The sequence below is a fragment of the Streptomyces sp. NPDC002206 genome (assembly GCF_053593595.1).
This window is the reverse complement of sequence record NZ_JBSFCW010000032.1, coordinates 59,343-74,758: the sequence shown is the minus strand read 5'-3', so window position 1 is coordinate 74,758 and position 15,416 is coordinate 59,343. Positions and strand designations below refer to the sequence as shown.

At 68.5% G+C, this 15,416-nt stretch carries 9 protein-coding genes; 2 read left to right on the top strand and 7 right to left on the bottom strand.

Annotated features, from left to right (window positions below; translation table 11 throughout):
• Positions 1-420 precede the first annotated feature (420 nt).
• Together ACWCP8_RS34090 and nrdR are read right to left on the bottom strand one after the other, a co-directional pair.
• Positions 421-3,324 (bottom strand): vitamin B12-dependent ribonucleotide reductase, encoded by a 2,904-nt coding sequence (locus ACWCP8_RS34090; RefSeq protein WP_352267490.1) that lies wholly within the window; start codon positions 3,322-3,324, stop codon positions 421-423.
• Positions 3,325-3,484: 160 nt separating this feature from the next.
• Complete coding sequence (gene nrdR / locus ACWCP8_RS34085; RefSeq protein WP_326606110.1) at positions 3,485-3,997, bottom strand: transcriptional regulator NrdR; 513 nt, start codon at positions 3,995-3,997, stop codon at positions 3,485-3,487.
• Between the two features lie 543 nt (positions 3,998-4,540).
• Here nrdR and lexA point away from each other — a divergent pair.
• Complete coding sequence (lexA, locus tag ACWCP8_RS34080; protein ID WP_451120110.1) at positions 4,541-5,335, top strand: transcriptional repressor LexA; 795 nt, start codon at positions 4,541-4,543, stop codon at positions 5,333-5,335.
• Positions 5,336-5,473: 138 nt separating this feature from the next.
• Here the strand turns inward: lexA and ACWCP8_RS34075 are convergent, their stop codons facing one another.
• Genes ACWCP8_RS34075 through ACWCP8_RS34055 form a run of 5 tightly spaced genes read right to left on the bottom strand, consistent with a single transcriptional unit; the run spans position 5,474 to position 13,652 of the window.
• A complete protein-coding gene (locus ACWCP8_RS34075) occupies positions 5,474-7,444 on the bottom strand; it encodes an ATP-dependent DNA helicase (RefSeq protein ID WP_355998015.1) in 1,971 nt (656 codons plus the stop codon).
• A 50-nt stretch (positions 7,445-7,494) separates the two neighbouring features.
• A complete protein-coding gene (locus tag ACWCP8_RS34070) occupies positions 7,495-9,354 on the bottom strand; it encodes an IucA/IucC family protein (protein WP_451120108.1) in 1,860 nt (619 codons plus the stop codon).
• A gap of 60 nt (positions 9,355-9,414) precedes the next feature.
• Positions 9,415-10,293, bottom strand: coding sequence for a GNAT family N-acetyltransferase (locus ACWCP8_RS34065; protein WP_352267486.1), 879 nt, complete (start codon positions 10,291-10,293; stop codon positions 9,415-9,417).
• A gap of 45 nt (positions 10,294-10,338) precedes the next feature.
• Positions 10,339-12,234 carry an IucA/IucC family protein gene (locus ACWCP8_RS34060; RefSeq protein WP_352267485.1) on the bottom strand — a complete coding sequence of 632 codons (1,896 nt, stop codon included), beginning with the start codon at positions 12,232-12,234 and terminating at the stop codon, positions 10,339-10,341.
• Between the two features lie 29 nt (positions 12,235-12,263).
• A complete protein-coding gene (locus ACWCP8_RS34055; protein WP_352267484.1) occupies positions 12,264-13,652 on the bottom strand; it encodes a diaminobutyrate--2-oxoglutarate transaminase family protein in 1,389 nt (462 codons plus the stop codon).
• 352 nt (positions 13,653-14,004) lie between these two features.
• Here ACWCP8_RS34055 and ACWCP8_RS34050 point away from each other — a divergent pair, with 352 nt between their 5' ends.
• Positions 14,005-15,228, top strand: coding sequence for a trypsin-like serine peptidase (locus tag ACWCP8_RS34050; RefSeq protein ID WP_451120105.1), 1,224 nt, complete (start codon positions 14,005-14,007; stop codon positions 15,226-15,228).
• Positions 15,229-15,416: the final 188 nt, after the last annotated feature.

Sequence of the window (15,416 nt, the reverse complement as noted above, 5' to 3'; positions counted from 1 at the left end):
AAACGCTCTGCTGGGAAACCCCAGCCGAGCGTCTCGCTAAGCTCCTGGCAACAGCCAGTTGATCACCTGTGTTGCAACGACCCCTGGAATTCGCCAACAGGGGCGGGGAGCCGACTCGAAGGACCGCGGACCCGGTGCACGACGCCTGCCGATGCAGCCGGAGCGCGTGCAGGAACAGCGGGGTCCTGGATCCGGGAAGCTCGGTCCCGGCCATCTCGCTCACCGGCGGAGGGAACGCTCGATTCTGCTGATCATGTCCCGGAGCATGGCACAGCAATACGCACAGAGCCGAGTCCTTTCCACGCGATCCGATGCATCAGATACAACAGCCCTGGATCAAGAAATGCCGAGGGCGGTGGAGCCTGAATATCAGCTCCACCGCCCTGACCAGCTAGTTCATGCCCAGCAGGTGCCCGAAAATCAGCTGCAACCGCTGGTCGAGCCGCAGCCCTCGCAGATGTAGCAGGATCCGGCGCGCTGCATCTTCGTGCCGCAGGAGAAGCAGAGCGGCGCGTCCGCGCTGATACCCAACTGCATCTCGACGAGCTCCGCCGAGGTGTGCGCCGTCCTCGGGGCGGGCATCTCCGCCTCCTTCGGAGGGGCGACCGCCTTCAGCGGCTCGGTCCGGATCGGGGCGGACTGGGCCAGGCCCTCGACGTCCAGCTCGTCGTCCTCGAGGGACGGCTCGTACGAACCGGTGTCGAGGTGGCGCTGACGCTCCTCGGCCGAGTGGATGCCGAGCGCCGAGCGGGTCTCGAAGGGCAGGAAGTCCAGCGCCAGGCGGCGGAAGATGTAGTCGACGATCGACTGCGCCATCCGCACGTCCGGGTCGTCCGTCATACCGGCCGGCTCGAATCGCATGTTGGTGAACTTCGAGACGTACGTCTCCAGCGGGACGCCGTACTGCAGACCGACCGAGACGGCGATGGAGAAGGCGTCCATCATGCCCGCGAGGGTGGAGCCCTGCTTGGACATCTTCAGGAAGACCTCACCGAGACCGTCGTCCGGGTAGGAGTTGGCGGTCATGTAGCCCTCGGCGCCGCCCACCGTGAACGAGGTGGTGATGCCGGGACGGCCCTTGGGAAGACGCTTGCGGACCGGGCGGTACTCGACGACCTTCTCGACCGCCGCACGGATGGTGCCTTCGGCCTTGGCAGTGACCTCGGCCTTCTCCTTCTCCTTGGTCTTCGCGGAGAGGGGCTGGCCGACCTTGCAGTTGTCGCGGTAGATGGCGAGCGCCTTGACGCCCATCTTCCACGCCTCGAAGTAGACCTCTTCGACGTCCTCGACGGTGGCCGTCTCCGGCAGGTTCACCGTCTTGGAGAGTGCACCGGAGATCCACGGCTGGATGGCCGCCATCATGCGGACGTGACCCATCGCGGAGATGGAGCGCTCGCCCATCGCGCAGTCGAAGACCTCGTAGTGCTCGGCCTTCAGACCGGGGGCGTCGATCACATTGCCGTGCTCGGCGATGTGGGCGACGATCGCCTCGATCTGCTCCTCCTGGTAACCCAGACGGCGCAGGGCCTGCGGGACGGTGCCATTGACGATCTGCATCGAGCCGCCGCCGACCAGCTTCTTGAACTTGACCAGGGCGAGGTCGGGCTCGAGGCCGGTGGTGTCGCAGGACATCGCGAGACCGATGGTGCCGGTGGGTGCGATGACCGAGGCCTGCGCGTTGCGGAAACCGTTCTTCGCGCCGAGACGGATGACGTCCTGCCAGGCCTCCGTGGCGGCGGCCCAGATCGGGTTGTCCAGGTCGTCCATGTGGACGGCCGCGGCGTTGGCGTCGGCGTGCTGCTTCATGACGCGCTGGTGCGGTTCGGCGTTGCGGGCGTAGCCGTCGTACGGGCCGACGACCGCGGCGAGCTCGGCGGAACGCCTGTACGAGGTACCGGTCATCAGCGACGTGATGGCACCGGCGAGGGCTCGGCCGCCCTCACTGTCGTAGGCGTGGCCGGTCGCCATCAGCAGGGCGCCGAGGTTGGCGTAACCGATGCCGAGCTGACGGAAGGCGCGGGTGTTCTCACCGATCTTCTCGGTCGGGAAGTCGGCGAAGCAGATGGAGATGTCCATCGCGGTGATGACCAGCTCGACGACCTTGGCGAAGCGCTCGGACTCGAAGGACTGGTTGCCCTTGCCGTCGTCCTTGAGGAACTTCATCAGGTTCAGCGAGGCCAGGTTGCACGACGTGTTGTCCAGGTGCATGTACTCGCTGCACGGGTTCGAGCCGTTGATCCGGCCGGACTCGGGGCAGGTGTGCCACTGGTTGATCGTGTCGTCGTACTGGATGCCGGGATCGGCGCAGGCCCAGGCGGCCTCGGCCATCTTGCGGAAGAGGGACTTGGCCTCGACCTCTTCGATGACGTCACCGGTCATCCGGGCGCGCAGCCCGAACTTGCCGCCGGACTCCACGGCCTTCATGAACTCGTCGTTCACACGGACCGAGTTGTTGGCGTTCTGGTACTGGACGGACGTGATGTCGTCGCCGCCCAGGTCCATGTCGAAGCCCGCGTCGCGCAGGGCGCGGATCTTCTCCTCCTCCTTCACCTTGGTCTCGATGAAGTTCTCGATGTCGGGGTGGTCGACGTCGAGAATGACCATCTTGGCCGCGCGACGGGTGGCGCCACCGGACTTGATCGTTCCGGCGGACGCGTCGGCGCCGCGCATGAAGGAGACAGGACCGGAGGCGTTGCCACCGGAGGACAGCAGCTCCTTGGAGGAGCGGATACGGGAGAGGTTCAGGCCGGCTCCGGAGCCGCCCTTGAAGATCATGCCCTCTTCCTTGTACCAGTCGAGGATCGACTCCATGGAGTCGTCGACGGCCAGGATGAAGCAGGCGGAGACCTGCTGCGGCTGGGGCGTGCCGACGTTGAACCAGACCGGCGAGTTGAAGCTGAAGATCTGGTGCAGGAGGGCGTACGCCAGCTCGTGCTCGAAGATCTCGGCGTCGGCCGGAGAGGCGAAGTAGTTGTAGTCCTCGCCCGCCTTCCGGTACGTCTTCACGATCCGGTCGATCAGCTGTCGCAGACCCGTCTCGCGCTGCGGCGTGCCGACAGCTCCGCGAAAGTACTTGCTGGTGACGATGTTGACCGCGTTCACCGACCAGAAGTCGGGGAACTCGACGCCACGCTGCTCGAAGTTGATCGAGCCGTCGCGCCAGTTGGTCATGACGACGTCACGGCGCTCCCACGCCACCTCGTCGTACGGATGCACGCCGGGGGTGGTGTGGATGCGCTCGATACGCAGGCCCTGCTTGGTCGCAGTCGACTTGGATCCCTTGGCTCGGGAACCTCGTGCCGGGCCGCTCGCCGTCTCTGTCATGCCGCCTCCCATATGTGGGCAAAAACGCCCTGAAGTGCCCAGAACTTCCCGGGGCACAATGTGTGTCTGATGCTTCGGACGCCGCGCGCAGCACCCGGAGCAGATCTCTGTAGCCGCCCTGCCGCTGATCGATACGCCTGCGCCGATCAGCCGGTGTCGCTCAGTCGGCGGCGACGGCGGGAACGGGGACCGCCAGGGTCTCTCCGGTCCCGCATCCCTCCACGGGAGGCCGCCGCTCGCGAAGTTCCACGATGGCGGCCTCGAAGTCTTCGAGTGTGTCGAACGCCCGGTACACGGACGCGAAGCGCAGGTATGCGACGAGGTCGAGTTCCTGCAGGGGGCCGAGGATGGCCAGACCCACGTCGTGGGTGGTCAGCTCGGCACTTCCGGTGGCGCGCACCGCCTCCTCGACCCGCTGGCCGAGTTTGGCGAGGGCGTCCTCGGTGACGGGTCGCCCCTGGCATGCCTTGCGCACGCCGGAAATGACCTTGGTGCGACTGAAGGGTTCGGTGACTCCGCTGCGCTTCACCACCATCAGCGAGCAGGTCTCCACCGTCGTGAAACGGCGGGAGCACTCGGGGCACTGACGGCGACGGCGGATCGACGTGCCGTCATCGGTGGTGCGACTGTCGACGACCCGGCTGTCGGGGTGCCTGCAGAAGGGGCAGTGCATGGCTCCCAACCCTCCTTCACAGCACGACTGAATAGCCTCTTCAGGTCCCGTCAGGGACCCTCGAAGCAGCCATAAGCATAGGCGATGGTCACGGACTCAATCGACCAGGGACCACAACTTCTGGGTAGCTGGAACAATCCAACCACTAGATCTTGGGTTTGGTCGCGCATTCGGCCCTAGCGCGTGTCGCGCGTCCCGGGCGGCCCACAGGAGGCGTACGACCGACCACGAGGTTACGGGACAGGCTCGACCGCCCGGATCGCAGGGCGCCCGACGACGGACCGGAACGGCGGCCGGGAGACCACCCCGCGTGGCGGCGCCGCAGCCGCGAACGCTAGCGTAATGATCCGAATTGCCGGTCGTGCATGGCACGCGTCGAACCCGTCCGCGCCGGGCGGGAATCCGACCCGCGCTTCGCTCATACACCCGACTATGAACACGGCACAGACTTTTATTCGTTTTTCACTCGAACGTGTGTTTGGCGCAACCTTTCGAAAGCTACTACCGTTGTGGAGCTAGGGAGACCATTCGAGAGGGGCCGACGTGACCACCACCGCAGACAGTGCCACCATCACTGCCCAGGACCGCTCCCAGAGCCGACTCGAGCCGGTGCATGCCATGAATGACTCAGTCAGGAACACGGAGGGGCCAGAGCCGGTGCGCCCAGCGCGCTCGCTCCCCGGCCGACCTCCAGGAATCCGAGCGGACAGCTCGGGGCTCACGGACCGGCAGCGGCGAGTGATCGAGGTCATCCGCGACTCGGTGCAGCGACGGGGATACCCACCCTCGATGCGGGAGATCGGTCAGGCGGTGGGGCTGTCCAGCACATCCTCCGTCGCCCATCAGCTGATGGCCCTGGAACGCAAGGGCTTCCTCCGCCGCGACCCTCACCGCCCCCGGGCGTACGAGGTCCGCGGTTCGGACCAGCCCAGCACCCAGCCGACCGACACGACCGGCAAGCCCGCCGCTTCGTACGTACCGCTGGTCGGCCGAATCGCAGCCGGCGGACCGATCCTCGCCGAGGAATCGGTCGAGGACGTCTTTCCGCTCCCCCGTCAGCTGGTCGGGGACGGCGAGCTGTTCGTCCTGAAGGTCGTCGGTGACTCGATGATCGAGGCGGCGATCTGTGACGGCGACTGGGTCACCGTGCGCCGTCAGCCTGTCGCGGAGAACGGCGACATCGTGGCCGCCATGCTCGACGGCGAGGCGACGGTCAAGCGCTTCAAGCGGGAGGACGGCCATGTATGGCTGCTCCCGCACAACTCCGCGTACCAGCCGATCCCTGGCGACGAGGCGACCATCCTCGGCAAGGTCGTGGCGGTGCTGCGGCGGGTGTGAAGCTCGCCGGTTCCGACCGGGCCCCGGGATCCACTGCGCCGATCCCGGGGCCTGCCTATGCCCGCCTGGGCCGTCGAAACGCATCCCCGAGCAGTGGCGGTGACCAAGGACGAGCAGGGACCTCGGGCGCGTTCGGGATCACTGCTCGTTTGCCTTGGCGGCGGCGTCGATCGCCGCGAGTGAGCGGCGCGCCTGGTTGCCGTCCGTCGTGTACCAGAAGTCGGGCAGCGAGGCCCGGAGGTAGCTCCCGTACCGAGCATTGGCCAGCCTCGGGTCGAGCACCGCGACCACTCCCTTGTCGCCCATGGCCCGCACGAGACGGCCGGCGCCCTGGGCCATCAGCAGCGCGGCATGGGTCGCCGCGACAGCCATGAACCCGTTGCCGCCCGCCTCCTCGACCGCCTTCTGCCGCGCGCTCATCAGCGGGTCGTCGGGGCGGGGGAACGGGATCCGGTCCATGATCACCAGCTGGCAGCTCGCCCCGGGGACATCGACGCCCTGCCAGAGCGAGAGCGTGCCGAAGAGGCAGGTCTCGGGGTCGGCGGCGAAGTTCTTGATCAGCTCCCCGAGTGTCTCCTCGCCCTGCAGCAGGATCGGCTTGTCGAGCCGGCCACGCAGTTCCTCAGCGGCCGCCTGCGCCGCCCTCATGGAGGAGAAGAGCCCCAGGGTGCGTCCGCCGGCAGCCTCCACCAGTTCGGAGAGTTCGTCCAGCATGTCGGTACGGGAACTCTCCCGACCGGGCGTGGCCAGGTGCCTGGCGACGTACAGGATGCCCTGCCTCGGGTAGTCGAAGGGCGATCCGACGTCGAGGCCCTTCCACTGCGGGATGTCGTCGCCCGCGGTGCCCTCGGGGGCCAGTCCCAGGGAAGCTCCCACCCCGTTGAAGTCCCCGCCGAGCTTGAGCGTGGCCGAGGTGAGCACGACCGAACGGTCGGCGAAGAGCTTCTCGCGCAGCAGGCCGGAAACGGAGAGCGGGGCGACGCGGACGGATGCGCCGAAGCGGTCGTGGCGCTCGTACCAGACGACGTCGTACTCGGACCCCTGGGTGATCCGCTCGGCAACACCGTGGATCGTCTCCACCGATGCCAGGGCCTGCTTGCGGACGGCGTCCTCGTCCTGGACGGACTTGTCCCGGGTGGAACCCAGCGCCGAGATCACCGTACGAGCGGCGTCCCGGAGCGCCATCAGTGCGTAGCCGAGGTCCTCGGGGACCTCTTCCAGGCGACCGGGGAGCGCCAGCTCCATCACCCGCTCGAACCCCTCCGACGCAGTCTGCAGGGCGTCGGCAGCCTTCTCGTTGACCAGCTTCGCCGCGCGGCGCACCGCCCGGTTCACCTGGCCGGGGGTGAGCTCTCCGGTGGCCACTCCGGTGACCCTGGAGACCAGCTCATGGGCCTCGTCGACGATCAGCACCTCGTGCTGCGGGAGCACCGGAGCGCCCTCGATCGCGTCGATGGCGAGCAGTGCGTGATTCGTGACGACGACATCGGCGAGCTTTGCGCGCTCGCGGGCCATCTCCGCAAAGCACTCCGCACCGTACGCACACTTGCTGGCGCCCAGGCATTCCCTGGAGGAGACGGAGACCTGGGCCCAGGCCCGGTCGGAGACACCCGGGGTGAGGTCGTCGCGGTCGCCGCTCTCGGTCTCGTCCGACCAGTCCCGCAGCCGCAGCAGATCCTGGCCGAGCTTGCTCGACGGAGCCGCAGCTTCGAACTGGTCGAAGAGCCCTTCTTCCTCTTCCTGTGGCACGCCCTCGTGAAGCCGGTGCAGACAGAGATAGTTCGAGCGCCCCTTGAGCATCGCGAACTGGGGTCGGCGGCGCAGCAGGGGATGCAGTGCGTCGACCGTACGCGGAAGGTCACGCTCCACGAGCTGGCGCTGCAGCGCCAGGGTCGCCGTGGCGACCACGACCCGCTCCCCGTGTGCCAGTGCGGGCACCAGGTAGCCGAGGGACTTGCCCGTGCCTGTGCCGGCCTGGACGAGCAGATGGGAATTGTCGTCGACGGCCTCGGCGACTGCCTCGGCCATGGCAGCCTGGCCAGGCCGCTCCGTACCGCCGACGGCGGTCACGGCGGCGTGCAGGAGCTCGGGGAGGGATGGCTTCGTCATAGCGTGACCAGCCTACGGGGCACCACTGACAACGGGGATCACTCCCGGACTCATGCGGAGGGGTGGAGCGGGTTCGGAACGGTGCCGTGGACGGCGGCGTGCGGGCGCTCGGAGCGGTCACGGTAACCGTCCCGATACAGACGGTTGCGGTTCAGGCACAGGCGCTCGATGCGCGGCTTCAGCATGTCGAACATCTCGAACCTCTCCTTCAGCTCGGGAAAGCGGGTGTGATGCCGCAGGATCTCGGCCCGCACAAGTGACCAGAATTCGGCCTCCGGGACCCCCAGCTGTTCCTCGCAGAGGCGGGACAGGAAGCGGAAGACACCGATGAAGAGCCCCGAGTGGATGAACTGGGTGAGGAAGCCGGGCTCCTCGGTGAGCAGGACGGCGCGCACGTCCTCCGGCATCGTGGCGTGCTCGGGCAGCGGCTGGGCGCTGATGTTCACATCGTCGACGAAGTCCTTGATCGCCAGCCGCACGGGCACGCCCTGGTCGTCGAAGACGACGATGGCGTTCTCGCCGTGCGGGGAGAAGACCGTTCCGTACTGGTAGAGGAAGTGCAGCAGGGGCGGGAGCAGCGCTGCGAAGAGCCGGGTCAGCCATGCGGTGGGGGTCAGGCCCGAGCGGGTCACGAGCTCGGCGGTGAAGGCGCGGCCCTGCGGATCCATGTGGAGCAGCGAGGCGAGGGTACGGGCGCGCTCGCCGGGCATGAGCCGGGGATGGAGCGGCTCGCGCCAGATCGCGCCGAGGATCTCCTTGAACTGGTACGGCGCCTCAGGGAGATGGTCGTAGAGCGGATGCTCGACCGTCACCGAGGCCACCTCGCCGAGCAGAATGACGCGGCAGGTGTCGCGCAGAAACGGGTCACGGTCGCGCAGGCTCTGGACCCAAGCGGTGACGGCGGGGGCCGCGAGCGTGCGCTCGGTCGGGAGGCCTCGCCAGACCAGCGTGTTGAGGATCGACAGAGGCAGTTTGACGGTGTGCCGGTCGGGGCGCCCCAGATTGGTGAACGTACGGATGGACTGCTGCGGCAGCCGGAGGTCGTCGTCGGTGTGCAACGGGACGATGTCGCCGGCGGCGATGGCCGGTGCGAACAGCGGAACGATCCACTCGTCCCACTGCCAGGGGTGCACGGGAAGGAAGAGGTAGGCGCTGGGGTCGAGATCGCGGGCGCGGAGCTCGGCGGCGAAGGATGTGCGTACCGAGGCGTCCAGTTCCTGTGCGTAGAGCTGCTCGGGGGTGGCGAGGCCGGTCACGCCCCGGTAGCCGCCGATCCGGGTGCTGACGGCGATCCACGGCAGCTTGACCGGTCTGCGGGCTTCCGGGGTGAAGCGGGAGGCGTCGGCGGCGGAGAACCCGAGGCGTCCCTTGTTGGCGACGAGCCAGGGGTGGCCGGTCTGGTGTCCTTCGAGCTCCGCGTAGTCGAGCTCGGCGAGTCGGGCGGCGGTGAAGGTGGTGTGGTCCAGCCGGGCATCGGCGGCGAGCGTGGTGGTGATCTCTCGGATGAGGTGGCCGAGGGTGGCTCCGTCGAGGTGGAGCAGGCGCCGGGCGCGGGCGAGGAACTGCAGCGGATCACGGAAGGGGACGGTCCGGGTGCTGCCGTCCTCGCGGGTCCCGGCAGGAGCGTTCCGATCGCTTGCGCGCATCGAGTCGGCGGCGACGTGCCAGCTGCCGTAGACGCCTCGTCCGGCTCGGAAGCTCAGCGTTGCGCCGTCGTCCAGCGGGAGGGTGTATGTGTCGCTCCCACCGGGCTGCAGGGCCGGCTCGATGACTTCCTCGTACGCGAACTCGCCGAGCATTTTCGCGAGCAGCCGGGTGGCGACTCGGTCCCAGACCGTCCGGTTCAGCTCTGGGGTGCTGAGCAGCTCGGGCGACTCCGCTGACTCATGGTTCGCAGGATATTGCGGCACGGGGACTCCTCGGGACGGAACCGATGGGGTTCGAGCGGTGTAAGTAATGCAGCAGGTCGATCACAGCTGGGCTCGGTGGGCTCGGTCGCGGATCATCAGAGCGGCTTGCTTGTCGGGGAGTTCGACTTCCGCGGAGAACCGGAAGCCGGCGCTCAGAAAAGCCGAGACGGAGGGGGTGTTGCGCAGGTCGGGTTCCGCCACGACGCGCGCGCACTGCGGACGGTTGTCGAGTACGAGGTCGGAGACGGCCCGGAGCAGGGTGGTGCCGATGCCGCGCCCGCGGTTGGTCACGCCACCGATGAGGAGGTGGACTCCGGTGTCATTCGGTCGGGCAGGGTAGTGACGCGCCAGCGGATCGAGGTCCGCGCGGTAGATCTCCCAGTAGCTCATGGGGATGCCGGACAGCACGCCCAGGCAGGGGACGCTGCGTCCGTCACCGTCGAGTTGGGGGCGCAGATGGGCGGCAGTGACGTCCTCTTCCCCGCCCAGTTCCCAGAACGCGGCGACTGCGGGATCGTTCATCCAGCGGCTGATCACCGCGAGATCGCGTTCCAGCCGTACGGGGACCAGTTGAAACACTCCGGCCGGCGTGGTGACCGGTCTCCACTCGGCCGGGTTGTCGAGCAGATCGGAAGACTCCAGCCTGCTCGTGACACCACGCGTGCTCGGGGCTCGGTTCGGGTGCGCGTCTGTGACCGTGCCTGTGCTCACGTTCTCCCCCTCGGTCGACGTGGATCCGGCCCGGGCCAGGGACTCCTCCAGGGACAGGGGTCCGTCGAGCGGCGAAGCGGGGGTCGGCGTTTCCGTTGCCGGTTTGTCTTCCCCGAACAGGGCGAGGAATTCGTCGGGGAGCTGCAGGTCCAGGGTGTCCTCGGCGCCCGTACCGGTTTGGGAGGCAGGGCCGGTTCCGGCGCCGGTGTGCGCATCGGCGGGAGGCACGGTGATGCCTCTCCTCTCAGCAGTTCAGGCGGGGGTCATGTTCCTTCAGGCGAAGAGGGGGTTGGCGATGGTGACGTAGACGGACTGGGTGTCGACCGGACCGACGAGTTCGTCGAGGCCGTGCAGCCGGGTCAGCAGGTTGGCCTTGCACCGTAGGTTCGGCTTCTCCAGCAGTTGCGCGGGAAGCGGGGTGCCGAGGCCGGTGACTCCGCCGAGGAAGCGGCGGAGCGCGGCGATCAGCACCTGCTCATCGGCGAGGCGCTGGGAACCGAAGGCTCCGATGAGACCGAAGAGGTTGTTGATGCCGAGGTAGTAGGCGAACCGTTCATCGGTGACCGAGTCGGAGACGAAGGTGTCGCTGGCTGCTCCGATGCCCGGGAGCCTGTGCTCGAGGGCCGCGCGATGGGACTCGCGGAAGTAGTAGCCCTGGTTGTCCCGATAGCGGCCGCCGACGGGCCAGCCGTCGGCGTCGAGCAGCACCAGCGTGTTCTGCTGGTGGGCTTCGAGGGCGACGCCTGCTGTGGCGTCGAGCCAGAGCACGGGGCGTACGACGCGGTCGAGGTAGCGCAGGAACCACTCGGTGGCGACGGCTCCCTTGCTTCTGCCGGTGGCTGCGGTGAGGCGGACGACGACATCGGCGAGGCGCGAGTGCACGCCTGGCCGGTCGGGCCAGGGGCGCGGGGCCGTAAGGCCGGCGATGCACACCGCATCGTCGAGCGGGTGGAACGGGTTGTGGCGCAGCATGACATCGAGCCCGGGGACGGACTCGCCGTCCGGCGTGTCGACGGCGAGCCATGCGGGGTCGCGGACGATGTCGAAGCCGGGGTGGACGGCGTGCCACTGCGTGGCGAGTCCGCTGCGGAGCAGCCGGTGGACCTCCACCCCTCGGTGGAGTTCCTTGCGGAGGTTCTCACGACGGGAGTTGGTGATGCGTACGCCGAGGGAGAGCTTGAGCATGACGTCGGCACCGGGCCGGTGGACGGTCCGGACGGAGGAGGTGGGGTACCAGCGCTTGCCGTGCGGTCCCAGGTCATGGAGCAGCTTCGCATCGAGCAGCGCTGCCACTTCGGGCCGGTGGCTGAGTTCGCGGGCCTGCCAGGGGTGGAGCGGAATCGGTGCGGTGTTGTGGGGTAGATGCAGTCCCTCCGCGTGCTGGGCGACCAGGTCCTCGGCCGGTACGGGGCGGCCTCCCTCCGTCCAGGAGGACTCGGTGGCCAGCACGGAGCGGTCCACAGCCATCCAGTGCAACGGGAAGGAGCCGTGCAACTCGGGTGAGTAGAGGCGGGATTCGGACTCGGAGAGGCCTTCGCGGCTCTTGGGGCTGGGGTGCAGGGGGTGTCCGAGCAGAAGTGACTGCTCGGCGGTGAGGAAGAGGTCGGCGTCGGCGGGAGCCGTGGGTGTACGGCGCCGCTCGGCGATGAATCCGGCCGTGCGGCGTACCGAGTCGGCGACTCTGGCCACCATGTCGGCGCCCTCGTTCCGGTCCGCCTCGCGGCCCAGGAGGGCCGCGACCGTGACGGCATCGGTGGTCGGCGCGCCGTCGGGTGCGTCCTCCAGGGCGGGCCGGCCGAAGCGGTGCCATCCCGTGGCGGACCAGTAGAGAACAGGGACGAGCAGAGCGGTCCCGCTGGCGGGCAGCGCGATGCGAAGGGTGTCCCGGTCCGGTCGGGGCAGGTCGTTCTCCCGGACCCAGCAGCGCAACAGGTTCTCGACACCTGCCGTGTCTGCGGCCATGAGCGGGTCCGGGTGGTCGAGCAGATCGGCCGTTCCTGCGCCGGTCGGTGGTACCTGTGCCTGTGGGGTGCGCCAACCGCCGTGAGGCGCGGCCTTCTGGCGGGGCACGATCGTCTGCTCGACTGCGAGTCGGCCGACGAGCCCGGCCTGTCCTCGCTGCTGGCCGGCGGGAAGGCCGTCGGCCTCGGGCGCGGGGTTGGGGTTCACGGCGGTCTTCCTTGTGAGGGTGTCCGGGGTCAGCGAGCCGACCCGGTCATGGTTCGGCGGTTCGACGAACGCTCGGCTGCCGCCAGGGCATCGGCGAGGCGGTCGAGAACCGCGGTTGCCTGTTCGTCGGTGAGCGTCAGGGGAGGGAGCAGGCGTACGACGGCGGAGTGGCGGCCGCCGAGTTCGACGATGAGGCCGCGGCGCAGGCATTCCTGCTGCACTGCGGAGGCGAGGACCGGGTCGGGCGGTGCCTCGGGGCCGCCGGTGCCCCCGCTGGGCATGTCGGCCTCGGGGTCGACGAGCTCCACTCCGATCATCAGGCCCCGTCCGCGGACGTCTCCGATGCACGGGTGGTCGATGGCCAGTGCCTGGAGGCGGGCGAGCATGCGGGCGCCCAGCGTCGCGGCGCGCTCGGCGAGCCCGTTCTCGCGAACGTAGGAGAGGGTGGCCGTACCGGCGGCCATCGCGAGTTGGTTGCCGCGGAAGGTGCCTGCGTGGGCGCCTGGCTGCCAGGTGTCGAGTTCGGAGCGGTAGACGATCACAGCGAGCGGGAGGGAGCCGCCGATGGCCTTGGACAGCACCATCACGTCGGGGACGATCCCGCTGTGCTGGACTGCCCAGAAGGCACCGGTCCGGCCGACGCCCGTCTGCACCTCGTCGGCGATCAGGGGGATGGACCGGGCCGCGGTGATCTCACGCATCCGGCGCATCCAGCCGTCGGGGGCGGGGTTCACGCCGCCCTCGCCCTGTACCGGTTCGAGGATCATTCCGGCCGGCGCCGGCGCACCGCCCTTGGGGTCGTCCAGAAGACTCTCGGTCCACCGCGCGGCGACCTCGGCCCCCCGTTCGCCGCCGATACCGAAGGGGCAGCGGTAGTCCTGCGGAAAAGGCAGCCGGGTGACCCGGACGTCCTCGGCGCCGCCCGACGCCGCGAGGGCTCCCTCCGTCATCCCGTGGTAAGCACCGGTGAAGGCCAGAAGCCCGCTGCGCCCGGTCGCGGCACGGACCAGTTTGAAGGCCGCTTCGACCGCGTCCGTACCCGCCGGCCCGCAGAACTGGATCCGGGCGTTGTCGGCGAACTCCGGTGGGAGTGTGGCGAACAATTCCGTGGTGAAGGCGTCCTTGACCGGGGTTGCCAGGTCGAGGACGTGCAGGGGCGCACCCGAGTCGATGACGTTCTTGATCGCTTCCAGAACGACCGGATGGTTGTGCCCGAGGGCCAGCGTGCCCGCTCCGGAGAGACAGTCGAGATAGCGTCGTCCGTCCGCGCCTTCGATGGTCAGCCCGCGGGCCCGTACCGGCACGATCGGCAGTGACCGCGCATAGGTACGGGCGGCCGACTCGCGCAGCGACTGTCGGCGCAGGATCCCCTCGTGCACCGAGGGCGGTGCCAACGGTGCAGGTTCGGTCACGGCCACGGCTGTCGGTCCTCCCGCTGTAACAGTTGCGTTGCACGTCAGTACGTTTCCGCAAGGACGGACTGCTGAACTGAACGCTGTCCGCAAGCCCCGCGTACGTACCAACGACGCCGGACGCAGGGGATCACGGGTAAATCGGAAGATCCTGGCGGAGACGGAACCGTGGCCCTGCCGCGTTCCGTCCCCACCGGCACCGGCATAGTGGAGGACCGCGCCGAGGCTTCGGGCAACTTCTCGGAGTCCCTGGTGCGTTGGCAGCGATGCGTTCGGAGCAGTGTCTGAGACAGCGCCCCAGTGCAGTCCGAGTGCAGTACAGAAGTGTTGAGTTACGAAGTCCCAGGGGGATCACCACATGCGACTCATTCGACCAGTTCTCACGGCACGTCAGGGGTGGATAGCACGTCGCGCGCCCTCCTCCCTGCTCGCTGTGGCCGCGGCCACGGCCGTTCTCGCACTCACCGCCACCGCCTGCGGGCCGAGCGAGGAGAAGGCGAGTACCGAGCCCAGCAGTTCCGCCGACCAGTCCTCCGACGACAAGATCGCCATTCCGGACGATCTGAAGGACCGGCTCAAGGAGCACGGGATCGACCTCGACCAGTGGAGGAACGGCGAGTGGAAGAACTGGGACAAGGACAAGTGGCTGCGTGAGGCCAAGGACTTCGTCAACCCGATCATCGAGGACCTCTGGGACCCGGAGCGCATGCGGGATGCCGACACGGCGCCCGAGCAGCCGGTCGACAACGACATCTCGGACGACGCCGGTGTGACGGATCCGACGCCGGCACCGGTGCAGGCCACGAATGCGCGGACTCCGTACCACGACAGCGCCGCGGAGTCCGGGAAGCTCTTCTTCGACGGTCCCGAGGGCTCCATGGTCTGCTCCGCGACCGTGGTGAAGGACCCGGCGCACCCCGGAAAGTCCAACATGGTGTGGACGGCCGGGCACTGTGTGCATGCGGGCAAGAAGGGCGGCTGGTACCGCAACATCGCCTTCGTGCCGTCCTACAACAACAGCGGCCTGTCGATCGCCGAGCTGCAGAACGCGCCCAAGAAGCAGATCGCCCCCTACGGCGTGTGGTGGGGCCAGTGGGCGCAGACGTCCGACCAGTGGATCACCGACGGCGGCCCGACCGGCGGCCAGGGCGCTCCGTACGACTTCGCGGTGCTGCATGTCGCCCCGGAGAAGGGGGCGACCGGAAAGTCTCTGGAGGAGACGGTCGGTGCGGCGCTGCCCGTCGACTTCAACGCTCCGGCCGTGCCCAGGATCGACAGCATGACGGCAACCGGCTTCCCGGCCGCGCCGCCGTACGACGGTCAGAAGCTGCTGCAGTGCAAGGACAAGCCGGGCCGGCTCTCTCTCACGAAGGAGGACCCGACGATGTACCGCGTCGGGTGCACCATGACCGGCGGCTCCTCCGGTGGCGGCTGGGTCGCGGCGGGCCAGGACGGCAAGCCCGCCCTCGTATCGAACACGTCCATCGGCCCGGTGACGGCCGGTTGGCTGGCCGGGCCGCGCCTCGGCAAGGAAGCGAAGGGCGTCTACGACGCGGTCAGCAGGAAGTACGCCGGGCAGTGACCCGTACGAACTGGCGCCCGCTGACTTGTGGGTGACAGTCGCCCAGGGGCCCTCGGCGCGACGACAGTCCGCCGGAGGCCCCTGCGGACCGGGCGGTCGTCCGGCCCGCAGGGGACCCTCGCATCCGGTACCCCGGCGGCAAAAGCCGTGCCCCGGACCGTCATAGGGTGTCCCTGCACATTCGGTGG

Coding starts and splice junctions, on each gene's coding strand:
- ACWCP8_RS34090 (WP_352267490.1), bottom strand. CDS start 3,324: ATGACAGAGACGGCGAGCGGCCCGGCACGAGGTTCCCGAGCCAAGGGA.
- ACWCP8_RS34075 (WP_355998015.1), bottom strand. CDS start 7,444: ATGACGAAGCCATCCCTCCCCGAGCTCCTGCACGCCGCCGTGACCGCC.
- ACWCP8_RS34050 (WP_451120105.1), top strand. CDS start 14,005: ATGCGACTCATTCGACCAGTTCTCACGGCACGTCAGGGGTGGATAGCA.
- nrdR (WP_326606110.1), bottom strand. CDS start 3,997: ATGCACTGCCCCTTCTGCAGGCACCCCGACAGCCGGGTCGTCGACAGT.